Genomic DNA, 12,501 nt, shown 5'->3' with positions numbered 1-12,501 from the left:
GTCGAGGATCGCGCCATGGCTTTTGAAGCAATGTTCCAGCCGATCCAGATCGGCAAGCTGACCATCCGCAACCGCGTGCTCAGCACCGCGCACGCCGAGGTCTACGCCACCGACGGCGGCATGACCACCGACCGGTACGTGAAGTATTACGAAGAGAAGGCCAAGGGCGGCATCGGCCTGGCGATCTGTGGTGGCTCGTCGGTGGTTGCCATCGACAGCCCCCAGGAATGGTGGAGCTCGGTGAACCTGTCCACCGACCGCATCATCCCGCATTTCCAGAACCTGGCCGACGCCATGCACAAGCATGGCGCCAAGATCATGATCCAGATTACCCACATGGGCCGTCGCTCGCGCTGGGACGGCTTCAACTGGCCGACCCTGATGTCGCCGTCCGGCGTGCGCGAGCCGGTGCACCGTGCTACCTGCAAGACCATCGAGCCGGAAGAGATCTGGCGGGTGATCGGCAACTACGCCCAGGCCGCGCGCCGGGCCAAGGCCGGTGGCCTGGACGGCGTCGAGTTGTCGGCGGTGCACCAACACATGATCGACCAGTTCTGGAGCCCGCGCGTCAACAAGCGTACCGACGAATGGGGCGGCAGCGTTGAAGGCCGCATGAAGTTCGGCCTGGAAGTGTTGAAGGCCGTACGAGCCGAAGTGGGCGACGATTTCTGCGTGGGCATGCGCCTGTGCGGTGACGAGTTCCACCCGGACGGCTTGTCCCACGAGGACATGAAGCAGATCGCCAAGTACTACGACGACACCGGCATGCTGGATTTCATCGGTGTGGTGGGCTCGGGTTGCGACACCCACAACACCCTGGCCAACGTCATCCCGAACATGAGTTATCCACCGGAGCCGTTCCTGCACTTGGCCGCCGGTATCAAGGAAGTGGTCAAGGTCCCGGTGCTGCACGCGCAGAACATCAAGGACCCGAACCAGGCCACGCGGATCCTGGAGGGCGGTTACGTCGACATGGTCGGCATGACCCGTGCCCACATCGCCGACCCGCACCTGATCGCCAAGATCAAGATGGGCCAGATCGACCAGATCAAGCAGTGCGTCGGCGCCAACTACTGCATCGACCGCCAGTACCAAGGCCTGGACGTGCTGTGCATCCAGACCGCCGCGACGTCCCGTGAATACATGGGCGTGCCGCACCTCATCGAGAAGTCCACCGGGCCCAAGCGCAAAGTCGTGGTGGTCGGTGCCGGCCCGGCCGGGATGGAAGCCGCGCGCGTGGCCGCCGAACGTGGGCACGATGTGACCCTGTTCGAGAAGAAGGAATTCATCGGCGGGCAGATCACCACCGCCTCGAAGGCCCCGCAAAGGGACCAGATCGCCGGTATCACCCGTTGGTTCCAGCTGGAACTGGCGCGGTTGAAGGTCGACCTGCGCCTGGGCGTGGCGGCTGATGCGCCGACCATCATGGACCTGCGTCCGGATGTGGTGGTGCTCGCCGTCGGCGGCCATCCGTTCCTGGAGCAGAACGAACACTGGGGCGCCGCCGAAGGGCTGGTGGTCAGCAGCTGGGACGTGCTCGACGGCAAGGTCGCGCCGGGCAAGAACGTGCTGGTCTACGACACCATCTGCGAGTTCACCGGCATGTCGGTGGCCGACTTCCTCGCCGACAAGGGCAGCCAGGTCGAGATCGTCACCGACGACATCAAGCCGGGCGTGGCCATTGGCGGGACGTCGTTCCCCACCTACTACCGCAGCATGTACCCCAAGGAAGTGATCATGACCGGGGACATGATGCTGGAGAAGGTCTACCGCGAAGGCGACAAGCTGGTGGCGGTGCTGGAGAACGAATACACCGGCGCCAAGGAAGAACGCGTGGTGGACCAGGTGGTGGTGGAGAACGGCGTGCGGCCGGACGAAGAAATCTACTACGCGCTCAAGGAGGGTTCGCGCAACAAGGGCCAGATCGACGTCGAAGCCCTGTTCGCGATCAAGCCCCAGCCGTGCCTGGAACAGAGCGGCGATGGCTACCTGCTGTTCCGCATCGGCGACTGCGTGGCCCAGCGTAATACCCACGCGGCCATCTACGACGCCCTGCGGTTGTGCAAGGATTTCTAACGGCTTGCACATGATCCTGTGGGAGCGAGCTTGCTCGCGAAAGCGGTGGGTCAGTCAATGCAAATGTGACTGACAGAATGCAATCGCGAGCAAGCTCGCTCCCACAGGCACCGAGTAAGGCATCTCGACCTGCAAGACCCTGAGGTCTTTGGGAGCAACACCTATGTTGAACACCCTTCTTCCAATCCTGCTGTTCGCAGCCATCGGCCTCGCGGTCCTTGGCGCCTTGCGGCGGGTGAACATGTGGCGCCGGGGACGACCGTCCAAGGTCGACCTGATCGGTGGCCTCTTTGCCATGCCCAAGCGCTACATGGTGGATTTGCACCATGTGGTGGCGCGGGACAAATACATTGCCAACACCCACGTTGCCACGGCCGGTGGTGCGGTGGCGTCGATTGTGTTGGCGATCCTGGTCCACGGGTTTGGCCTGCATAACCGCTTCCTCGGCTATGCGTTGCTGCTGATGTCGGCGGTGATGTTCGTTGGCGCGATCTTCATGTACCTGCGTCGGCGCAACCCGCCAGGGCGTTTGTCGAAAGGCCCGTGGATGCGCCTGCCAAAAAGCCTGCTGGCCTTCTCGGCGTCGTTCTTCCTGGTGACCTTGCCGGTGGCGGGCATCCTGCCGGAAAACTTCGGTGGTTGGCTGGTGGCGGCGATCCTGGGCGTCGGCGTGTTGTGGGGCGTGTCGGAATTGTTCTTCGGCATGACCTGGGGCGGGCCGATGAAGCACGCCTTCGCCGGTGCCCTGCACCTGGCCTGGCACCGCCGCGCCGAGCGCGTTGGTGGTGGCCGTTCCACTGGCTTGAAGCCGCTGGACCTGACCGACCCCGCCGCACCGCTGGGCGTGGAAAAACCCAAGGATTTCACCTGGAACCAACTGCTCGGCTTTGACGCTTGCGTGCAGTGCGGCAAGTGCGAAGCGGCCTGCCCGGCGTTCGCCGCCGGCCAGCCGTTGAACCCGAAAAAACTCATCCAGGACATGGTCGTCGGCCTGGCCGGCGGCACCGATGCGAAATTCGCCGGTAGCCCTTACCCGGGCAAACCCGTGGGCGAGCACAGTGGCAACCCGCACCAGCCCATCGTCAACGGCCTGGTGGATGCCGAGACCCTTTGGTCCTGCACCACCTGCCGAGCCTGCGTCGAGGAATGTCCGATGATGATCGAGCACGTCGATGCCATCGTCGACATGCGCCGCCACCTGACCCTGGAAAAAGGCGCCACGCCGAACAAGGGCGCCGAGGTGTTGGAAAACCTCATCGCCACCGACAACCCTGGCGGCTTCGCCCCGGGTGGGCGGATGAACTGGGCGGCGGACCTGAACCTGAACCTGCTCAGCGAGAAGAAATCCACCGACGTGCTGTTCTGGGGCGGCGACGGTGCCTTCGACATGCGCAACCAGCGGACCCTGCGCGCCTTCGTCAAGGTGCTCAAGGCGGCGAAGATCGACTTCGCCGTGCTCGGCCTCGAAGAACGCGACAGCGGCGACGTGGCCCGGCGCCTGGGTGACGAAGCGACGTTCCAGCTGTTGGCCAAGCGCAACATCCAGCCCCTGGCCAAATACAGCTTCAACCGCATCGTCACCTGCGACCCCCACAGCTTCCACGTGCTGAAAAACGAATACGGCGCCTTCGATGGCAACTACCTGGTGCAGCACCACAGCACCTATATGGCGGAGATCATCGACGCCGGGGTGCTGAATCTTGGCCAGCACAAGGGCGACAGCGTGACTTATCACGACCCGTGCTACCTGGGCCGCTATAACGGCGAATACGAGGCGCCGCGCCAAGTGCTGCGGGCGCTGGGCATCGAGGTCAAGGAGATGCAGCGTTCCGGTTTCCGTTCCCGTTGCTGCGGCGGTGGCGGTGGCGCGCCGATCACCGACATCCCGGGCAAGCAGCGCATCCCGGACATGCGCATGGACGACATCCGCGAAACCGGTGCCGAGCTGGTGGCCGTGGGTTGTCCACAGTGCACCGCGATGCTCGAAGGCGTGGTCGAACCACGGCCGATGATCAAGGACATTGCCGAACTGGTGGCCGATGCGCTGCTGGAAGACGCGGCCCCGAGCAAGCCCGTGGCCCCGGCCAAACGTGAACCCGCGGAGGTGCATTAATGAGCGACATCATCCGCCGCGACCCTCGCGCCGAGTGGATCGCCCGCAACCGCCTGCACCCACTGCACGCGGCCATGCAACCGGTGCAGCACAGCTGGATGGGCCCCACCGGCGGCATTCGCAAGAACGTCCATGGCATCGGTTTCATCGGCCCCAATGGGATCAAACGGATCGATCGCAGCGGTGCCCAGCAAGGTGGGGCGAGCAAACGCACCGCCGCCGTTGAAGTGCAATTGCCGCTGCATCAGGTGCCGCAACCGGCGTTACACATCTGCGTCGTCCCGGACATGGTCGGCGGCCGCCTCAGCAGTCACGACCGCGATCTGCTGGGCCTGGCCCATCAGTTGGCCGGCAGCGACGGTGCGGTGATGGCGGTGGTCTTCGGCGAGCACAAGGAAAGCGCCTTCGCCACCGCAGGCGTGGACCGCTTGCTGGTGCTCGATGGCGAGGAATTCAGCGGTTATGCACCGGAGCAACGCGTTCAGGGCCTGCGGGCTGTGGATAACCAGTTCAACCCACGCCATTGGCTGCTGCCTGACAGTCGCAGCGGTGGTGGTGAATTGGGCCGGCGCTTTGCCGCAGCCCTGGGCGAGCGTCCGGCCACGCGGGTGTGGCAGGTCAAGGGCGAGGAGTGCATCGGCCGCGCCGGTGCGGGCCTGCAAGACCTCGCACGGCCGTTGGCGCGCTTGATCCTGGCGGCGGCCGAATGTGCCGAGCCGGTCAGCGAAACCCGTCACGAAGCCTTGCCGGTGGAGTTATCCACAAGCGTGGCCCGCAGTTTGTCGCGGATCGAAGACCTCGGTGCGGTGGCGGTGGACCCGGGTGCGATCCCGATGGCCGAGGCCGAATTCATTTTCTCCGGCGGCAACGGGGTCAAGGACTGGGCACTGTTCCACCAGGCCGCCGCCGCCCTGGGCGCCACCGAAGGCGCTTCGCGGGTGGCGGTGGACGATGGCTTCATGGCCCGGGATCGCCAGGTCGGTGCGTCCGGCACTTGGGTCACGGCGCGGGTCTATGTGGCCGTGGGGATCTCCGGGGCGATCCAACACCTGCAAGGCATTGGCGCCTGCGACAAGGTGGTGGCGATCAACCTCGATCCGGGCTGCGACATGATCAGACGGGCAGACCTGTCGGTGATTGGTGACAGCGCGGCGATGCTCCAGGCCTTGATCGCGGCGGTAGAGGCTTACCGCAACGAAGCCAAGCGCGATGCGGCTTAAGCTAAGGAAACGTTCATGAGTACCCAAGTGATCAGCCTCGTCTCCATTGGCGCCCACCCGACCTCTGGTCGACCTCGACGGGCCGAACAGGACGCCCGGGCCGTGGAGCTGGGCCTGCAACTGGCCGGCAACGACTTGCAAGTGCTGCACGCCGGCGACGTGGCCGAGCCGGCCCTGCGCGCCTACCTGGGCATGGGCCTGGATGAACTCCACGTCCTGGAAAATCCCGACGGGGCCGACGCCCTGCCGGCCTTGACCGACTACCTACGTGACGCTGGCGCCCAAGTGGTGCTCACCGGCAGCCAGGCGGAAACCGGCGAGGGCTCGGGCATGTTGCCGTTTTTGTTGGCGGAAAACCTCGGCTGGCCTCTGGTGGTGGGGCTGGCCCAGGTCGAGTCCATCGAAAACGGCGCGGCCCTGGTGCTGCAAGCCTTGCCTCGCGGCCAACGGCGACGTCTCAAAGTGCGCCTGCCGTTCCTGGCCACTGTGGATAACGCTGCGCCAAAACCTCGGCAAAGCGCCTACGGCCCGGCCCGGCGTGGAGCGTTGCATGCCGAGGAGGTCGAAGTGATCGACGACACCCTGCTGGCGGTAGCCACCCTGCAACCGGCCAAACCACGGCCCAAGCGCTTGAAAGTGATCAAGGCCAAGAGCGGCGCCGACCGCATGAAAGCCGCCACGGCCAAGGCCAGCGGCGGAGGCGGACAAGTGCTCAAGGGCGTGAGCCCGGAGGCGGGGGCCGAGGCGATTCTCAAGTTGCTGGTGGAGGAAGGGGTGGTTCGCTGAGCCCGGACTTACCTTGAATCCCTGTGGGAGCGAGCTTGCTCGCGATAGCCATCCATCAGTCACTACAGGGTTGACTGTGCTGACGCCATCGCGAGCAAGCTCGCTCCCACAGGGAATTGGTGGAGCAACTGAGGCTCGTATCAAGCCCAAGCATTGGAGCCCAGCAATGGAAGTTGAATTTCGTCCGGCCTTGCCCACGGATGCACGGGAGATCGCCCGTCTGTTCCGGATTTCTTCGGAGGGTGCGTCGGATTACATCTGGAGCCAATTGGCGGAGCCAGGGCAGGACCTCTTGGAAGTAGGGGCCGCTCGTTATGCCCGAGAGAATGTCGATTTTTCCTACCAGAACTGTTTGGTCGCCCAGGCGGATGGCCGGGTCATCGGCATGATGCACTGTTATGTCACGCGCGAGGATCCGCTGGCGGCGCCGGTGATGGATCCGGTCCTGGCGCCCTACGCCGACATGGAAGTGCCCGACACCCTCTATATTTCAAGCCTGGCCCTGCATGAAGGCTGGCGTAACAAGGGGCTCGGCGTGCGCTTTCTCGAGTTGGCGCAACAGCGTGCCGACCAACTGGCGCTCAAGGGCTTGAGCCTGATCGACTATGCCGCGAATACCGGCGCCCGGCGCTTTTATGAGCGCCATGGCTTTTGCATCGTTAAAACCTGCCAGGTATTCCCGCACCCGCTGATTCGGGTGACGGGGGAGGCGTACCTCATGCATCGGCCTTGATCTCCGTGGTGGACTCACCAGAAACCCCTTGTGGGAGCGAGCCTGCTCGCGAAGCGATCTGACATTCAACATCGATATCGACTGGTCGGGCCTCATCGCGAGCAGGCTCGCTCCCACAAGGTGTTGCGGTGTTACCCACAATCCCTGTGCGCGCCTCTGTGGATAACCTGTTCGCCCCTCGCTGCACCCCATGCAAACCAGGCGCTCCAGGCCTGCGATCAAAAAACAGCCAACCTAACCCACGGTTTTTATTGGCTTTTGTTTGTGAATAACGATCCCTTCCGGCCGAAACTTGCCCCCAATCTCTGTTGGCGCTTCTGTGGATAAGATGTTCGCTCTACGCTGCAAGCCAGACGGGCCGGGCCGCTCATGGAATTGATCATAAAGTGATCAAACGATCTTTTTTATCAGGAAAACCACGGGAAAACCTTGATTTACATGCCGTCCAAAGGGTTTTCCACAGAATCGTCAAATTTACCCCCAGACACTGTTGGCGCTTCTGTGGATAAGGTGTTCGCTCACCTCTACAGCCCAGGTGTTACAGGGCTTACAGAGTATTGGTCAAAAAACAACCGATAGTGTCGGCAAACCGTCGTTTTCCATAAGTCACGGTTTTTATTCATTTTGCGGCTGAAAAAATGCCTGACCTATCCCACTTGTCCCCATTTGCTGTGGGTGGCCATGTGGATAACTTGTTCGCCAAACGCTGCAAGCCGCGGCTGGCATAGCGCACATCGCTATAGGTCAAATTTCATACAGTTCTGAGGAACTGCCTTGAAGGCAGGCCCGTCAGGAGAGTGTCGAGACGTTTTATGGGGAGGATGGGTCGGTGCGGTGGTCTTCAAAGTGATCGGGTGTATGGTGAGCCGCCTTCGCGAGCAGGCTCGCTCCCACAAGGGATCTTGGGCGCACCGAAGATCAAATGTGGGAGCGAGCCTGCTCGCGAAGCTTTGATGTCAGCCCTGGACTGGAACGCCCTTGAGGTACGGCGCCGGTTCAGCCCCCAGGTTGTTGAGCATGCGCTCGCTGTACCAGTCCACGAAGTTCACCACGCCAAACTCATAGGTCTTGGAGTACGGGCCTGGCTGGTAGGCGGTGGAGTTGATGCCGCGCTGGTTTTCCTCGGCCAGGCGACGGTCCTGGTCGTTGGTGGCGTCCCAGACTTCGCGCATGCGCGCCACGTCATAGTCCACGCCTTCGACTGCATCCTTGTGCACCAGCCACTTGGTGGTGACCATGGTTTCCTGGGCGCTGATCGGCCACACGGTGAACACGATGATGTGGTCGCCCATGCAGTGGTTCCACGAATGCGGCAGGTGCAGGATGCGCATCGAGCCCAGGTCCGGGTTCTTGATGCGGCCCATCAGCTTGGCGCAGCCTTGCTTGCCGTCCATGGTCATCGACACGGTGCCCTTGAGCAGTGGCATGCGCACGATGCGGTTGCGCAGGCCGAAGCTGGCGTGTGCGTAAGGAATCTTCTCAGCGTCCCAGGCGGCGGCGGAAGCGGCCACGTGGTCCTTGAAGGCCTGGTCGGCCCGTGGGTCGGTGACGTCGTCCCATTCCAGCAGGGTCTTGAGCAGTTCAGGGTGCGAGGCGTTGCAGTGGTAGCACTCGCGGTTGTTCTCCAGCACCAGCTTCCAGTTGGCTTTTTCCATCAAGGTGGTTTGCACAGCCACCTTGGTGTTCTCCATGTCGTAGGGTTCCATGTAATGGTTCAGCGTCGACAGGAAGTCATCGATGGCTGGCGGGTTCTCGGCCAGGCTGATGAAGATGTAGCCGCCAGCGGTCTTCACGTTTACCGGTTTGAGGCCGTACTGCTTCATATCGAAGTCGGCGCCCATCTCGGTGCCGGCGAACAGCAGGCGACCGTCCAGCTCGTAGGTCCACTGGTGGTAGTGGCAGACCAGTTTGGCGACTTTGCCTTTTTCGCTGGTGCACAGCCGCGATCCGCGGTGGCGGCAGACGTTATGGAAGGCGTGCACCACACCGTCGGCGCCGCGAATCACGATGATCGGGTTCTTGCCGACTTGCAGGGTCAGGTAGTTGCCCTTGGCCGGGATCTCGCAAGTCATGCCGGCGATCAACCATTCTTTCTGGAAGATTTCCTGCATGTCGATATCAAACAGGCGCTCATCGCTGTAGAACGGTTGCGGCAGCGAAAAGGTACGCTCGCGCTCCTGCAGCATTTGCGCGGTGGCCTTGCGTGCGGGTTCCAGCGGATCGCCCAGGCTCAGGGTAGTGGTGACGTCCATCGTTTTATCCTCATGGCCATCTTTGTGGCCGGCGAAAAATGACTAATCGGTTGTGCTACGCAAGGCAGAAAACTTTGTTTATCTGTTGGGGCGAGTGTGGGGCCGCGCAGGGGCGCAACCTTATCCATGGGCGACATGGCCCAATCTGTTCCCGACGCGCTAGCCCCGGTCGTTGGGGGCTGGTCGCGATAAGTATGTGAATGTCGCAGATAGGTAAATGGTCACCCAGGCGCCTGCGCACAATCGCCCTCATGAAGGCCGACAGTCGGCCGTGGAGATCAGCATGTCCAATAACTTCCTGAACCCGGTCACTACCCAGACCTGGGCCAATGGCCGACATATCGTACGTTGCGTCAAAGTCATCCAGGAAACCTGGGATGTGCGCACCTTCTGCTTCATGGCCGACCAGCCGATCATGTTCTTTTTCAAGCCCGGGCAGTTCGTCACCCTGGAGCTGGAAATCGAAGGCCAGCCGATCATGCGCTCCTACACCATCTCCAGCTCGCCGTCGGTGCCCTACAGTTTCTCGGTGACCATCAAGCGCGTGCCGGGGGGCAAGGTCTCCAACTGGTTGCATGACACCCTGCACGAAGGCCAGGAACTGGCGGTGCACGGGCCGGTGGGGTTGTTCAACGCCATCGATTTCCCGAGCCCCAAGGTCCTTTACCTGAGCGGTGGCGTGGGAATCACGCCGTGCATGTCCATGGCCCGTTGGTTTTACGACACCAACGCCAATGTCGACATGACCTTTATCCACAGCGCCCGCTCGCCAAAGGACATCATCTACCACCGCGAGCTGGAACACATGGCGTCGCGGATCGACAACTTCAGCTTGCACCTGATCTGCGAAAAGCATGGCCTGGGCGAGCCGTGGGCCGGGTATCGCGGTTACCTGACCCACAAGATGCGGGAATTGATGGTGCCCGACTTCCTTGAGCGCGAGGTGTTCTGTTGCGGGCCGACCCCGTACATGACCGCGGTCAAGCGCTTGTTGGAAGCGGCCGGCTACGACATGAAGCGTTATCACGAGGAGTCCTTCGGCGCCACGCCACCGGAAGCCCGCGCCGATGCCGTGGAACAGGCCGAACAGGCAGCCGACGCCCCGGAAGTCGATGCGGCGGACCTGCACCTGGTGGAATTCACTTCTTCTGGCAAGAGCATTCGCGTGGGGCCGGGAGAAACCGTCCCCGCCGCCGCCGCCAAGCTCGGCATGATGATCCCCAAGGCCTGCGGCATGGGCATCTGCGGCACCTGCAAGGTGCTTAAGCTGGGCGGGGAAGTGGAGATGGAGCACAACGGCGGGATCACCGAGGACGACGAGGCCGAGGGTTATATCCTGTCGTGCTGCAGCGTGCCGAAGGGGGATGTGCGGATCGAGTTTTGATTTGCTCGCTCGGGTAGATGTAAATCCCTCTGTGCCTGGAGGGATTTACTTGTACTTGGAGGGATTTATCTGTGGCGAGGGAGCAAGCTCCCTCGCCACAAAAGCTTAAAAGCCCCCAGCGCCCAAAAAACCGAAGATATCGGTCGTTGCTTCAGGCGCTCATCACTTCCCGAATATCAGCCGCCAGTTCCCGCACCCGCGCTTCCTCGGTATCCCACGAGCACATGAAGCGTGCGCCGCCCTTGCCGATGAAGGTGTAGAAGCGCCAGCCCTTGGCCGTCAGTGCGGCGATGGCCGGTTCCGAGAGTTGCAGAAACACGCCGTTGGCCTGGACCGGGAACATCAGCTCCACGCCGGGAATGTCGCTGACCAGTTCTGCCAGTAGTTGTGCGCAGCGGTTGGCGTGGCGGGCGTGCTTGAGCCAGGCGTCGTTTTGCAGCAGGCCGACCCAAGGCGCGGAGAGGAAGCGCATTTTCGAAGCCAACTGCCCGGCCTGTTTGCAGCGGTAGTCGAAGTCTTCGGCCAGGTCGTGGTTGAAGAACAGGATCGCTTCACCAACCGCCATGCCGTTTTTCGTGCCGCCGAAGCACAGCACGTCCACGCCGGCTTTCCAGGTCAGGTCGGCTGGAGTGCAGCCGAGGAAAGCGCAGGCATTGGAAAACCGTGCGCCGTCCATGTGCAGGTTCAGCCCCAGTTCCTTGCAGGTAACGCTGATGGCGCGGATTTCATCCGGCGTGTAGACACTGCCGACTTCCGTGGCTTGAGTCAGGGTCACGACGCGCGGCTTGGGATAATGAATGTCCTGGCGCTTGAGGGCGATCTCGCGGATCGACTCGGGGGTCAGCTTGCCGTTTTCGGTGCGAGCCACCAGCAGCTTGGAACCGTTGGAGAAAAATTCCGGCGCGCCGCATTCGTCGGTTTCGACGTGGGCGGTTTCCGAGCAGATCACGCTGTGGTAACTCTGGCACAGTGACGACAGCGCCAAGGAGTTGGCCGCGGTGCCGTTGAATGCAAAAAATACTTCGCAGTCGGTTTCGAACAAGGCCCGGAAATCATCCGCCGCGCGGTGGGTCCATTCGTCGTCGCCATAGGCGCGCTGGTGGCCCTGGTTGGCTTTTTCCATGAACGCCCAGGCTTCGGGGCAAATGCCGGAATAGTTGTCGCTGGCGAATTGTTGGCTCTTGTCGGTCATGGCCTTGCTCCTTGAATAGAGAGTCCTGGGTAAGAGATCCCTGGCGGAATTCCCGGGTGGGGGTTCCTTGGTTCGACGTGCTTGAGTCCGCAACGTCGTGGTCTATGTTGGTGCGCACTTTACCCAAGATTAGCGAGGGAACATAAGTGATGTTTCTGTCAGAAAATCACAACGTCCCAGGGCCGACGCACACATGAATCGGCGCGACGGTGCCTTGGACCTGCTCAAATGGCTGGCATTGTTGTCGATGGTGCTCGATCACCTGCGATATGTCGGTTTTTCCGCCGATTGGCTGTACGTGCCGGGACGCCTGGCGTTCCCGTGGTTCTGCCTGGCGATGGCGGCGAACCTGGCGCGCAGCGGCGCCGATAATGCGCGATGGCGGTACCTGGGTTGGCTGTTGCTGTTCAGTGCCGTCAGCGAAATTCCTTATCGCTTGTTCATTCCCGACCCCGCCACCTTGAATGTCATGCCTACGTTGGTGCGTGGGTTATGGGTGGCACGCTGTTGGCAGACGCCCACCTTGGAAGCGCGCTGCCTGGCCGCGACGGCATTGCTGCTGGCGGTGCTGTTCTCGTCGCGGCTGATGTTCGGTTTCTTTGGTGTATTGCTGCCGCTGGTGATGTTGCTGCTATTCAAGCGTTCCTTGTATCTGGCCTTGTTGCCGGGATTGGTCTGTGTCGCGGCCAACCAATGGCGGGTGTTGTATGGCGCGGCGTGGCTGGGGGATGGGGTGGCGTTGTGG

The 12,501-nt window shown here is 62.1% G+C and carries 9 protein-coding genes; 7 read left to right on the top strand and 2 right to left on the bottom strand.

Translation table 11 applies throughout. The annotated features are described in order from the left end of the window. Positions 1 to 15 precede the first annotated feature (15 nt). From dgcA to HGO40_RS05220, 5 genes are all read left to right on the top strand, one after another. Positions 16 to 2,076 (top strand): dimethylglycine demethylation protein DgcA, encoded by a 2,061-nt coding sequence (dgcA, locus tag HGO40_RS05240; RefSeq protein WP_250962170.1) that lies wholly within the window; start codon positions 16 to 18, stop codon positions 2,074 to 2,076. Positions 2,077 to 2,239: 163 nt separating this feature from the next. Then, positions 2,240 to 4,189: a dimethylglycine demethylation protein DgcB gene (gene dgcB, locus HGO40_RS05235; protein WP_250962169.1), complete on the top strand. Its 1,950-nt coding sequence runs from the start codon at positions 2,240 to 2,242 to the stop codon at positions 4,187 to 4,189. Then, positions 4,189 to 5,409, top strand: coding sequence for an electron transfer flavoprotein subunit alpha (etfA, locus tag HGO40_RS05230; protein ID WP_250962168.1), 1,221 nt, complete (start codon positions 4,189 to 4,191; stop codon positions 5,407 to 5,409). The genes dgcB and etfA overlap by 1 nt, the downstream gene beginning before the upstream one ends. Before the next feature lie 15 nt (positions 5,410 to 5,424). Further along, a complete protein-coding gene (etfB, locus tag HGO40_RS05225) occupies positions 5,425 to 6,195 on the top strand; it encodes an electron transfer flavoprotein subunit beta (RefSeq protein ID WP_250962167.1) in 771 nt (256 codons plus the stop codon). A 166-nt stretch (positions 6,196 to 6,361) separates the two neighbouring features. Then, on the top strand, positions 6,362 to 6,928 hold the full coding sequence (locus HGO40_RS05220; RefSeq protein WP_250962166.1) for a GNAT family N-acetyltransferase: 567 nt from the start codon (positions 6,362 to 6,364) through the stop codon (positions 6,926 to 6,928). A gap of 956 nt (positions 6,929 to 7,884) precedes the next feature. On the opposite strand, the gene gbca is transcribed toward HGO40_RS05220, so the two are convergent. Next, positions 7,885 to 9,180: a glycine betaine monooxygenase oxygenase subunit gene (gbca, locus tag HGO40_RS05215; protein ID WP_186729152.1), complete on the bottom strand. Its 1,296-nt coding sequence runs from the start codon at positions 9,178 to 9,180 to the stop codon at positions 7,885 to 7,887. A gap of 283 nt (positions 9,181 to 9,463) precedes the next feature. On the opposite strand from gbca, the gene gbcB reads away from it, so the two are divergent. Then, on the top strand, positions 9,464 to 10,564 hold the full coding sequence (gene gbcB, locus HGO40_RS05210; protein WP_250962165.1) for a glycine betaine monooxygenase reductase subunit: 1,101 nt from the start codon (positions 9,464 to 9,466) through the stop codon (positions 10,562 to 10,564). A 151-nt stretch (positions 10,565 to 10,715) separates the two neighbouring features. On the opposite strand, the gene HGO40_RS05205 is transcribed toward gbcB, so the two are convergent. Further along, positions 10,716 to 11,756, bottom strand: coding sequence for a threonine aldolase family protein (locus HGO40_RS05205; protein ID WP_250962164.1), 1,041 nt, complete (start codon positions 11,754 to 11,756; stop codon positions 10,716 to 10,718). Positions 11,757 to 11,949: 193 nt separating this feature from the next. Between HGO40_RS05205 and HGO40_RS05200 the strand changes: the two genes are divergently transcribed. Further along, positions 11,950 to 12,501, top strand: a 552-nt coding sequence (locus tag HGO40_RS05200; protein WP_250962163.1) for a TraX family protein, incomplete at its 3' end; no start/stop codon positions are given.

This window comes from Pseudomonas sp. CG7, from assembly GCF_023701885.1.
Lineage (GTDB): Bacteria > Pseudomonadota > Gammaproteobacteria > Pseudomonadales > Pseudomonadaceae > Aquipseudomonas > Aquipseudomonas zanjanensis.
Note: the sequence above shows the minus strand (reverse complement) of the source record. Positions and strands in the feature narration are given on the sequence as shown.

Coding starts and splice junctions, on each gene's coding strand:
- dgcA (WP_250962170.1), top strand. CDS start 16: ATGGCTTTTGAAGCAATGTTCCAGCCGATCCAGATCGGCAAGCTGACC.
- dgcB (WP_250962169.1), top strand. CDS start 2,240: ATGTTGAACACCCTTCTTCCAATCCTGCTGTTCGCAGCCATCGGCCTC.
- etfA (WP_250962168.1), top strand. CDS start 4,189: ATGAGCGACATCATCCGCCGCGACCCTCGCGCCGAGTGGATCGCCCGC.
- etfB (WP_250962167.1), top strand. CDS start 5,425: ATGAGTACCCAAGTGATCAGCCTCGTCTCCATTGGCGCCCACCCGACC.
- HGO40_RS05220 (WP_250962166.1), top strand. CDS start 6,362: ATGGAAGTTGAATTTCGTCCGGCCTTGCCCACGGATGCACGGGAGATC.
- gbca (WP_186729152.1), bottom strand. CDS start 9,180: ATGGACGTCACCACTACCCTGAGCCTGGGCGATCCGCTGGAACCCGCA.
- gbcB (WP_250962165.1), top strand. CDS start 9,464: ATGTCCAATAACTTCCTGAACCCGGTCACTACCCAGACCTGGGCCAAT.
- HGO40_RS05205 (WP_250962164.1), bottom strand. CDS start 11,756: ATGACCGACAAGAGCCAACAATTCGCCAGCGACAACTATTCCGGCATT.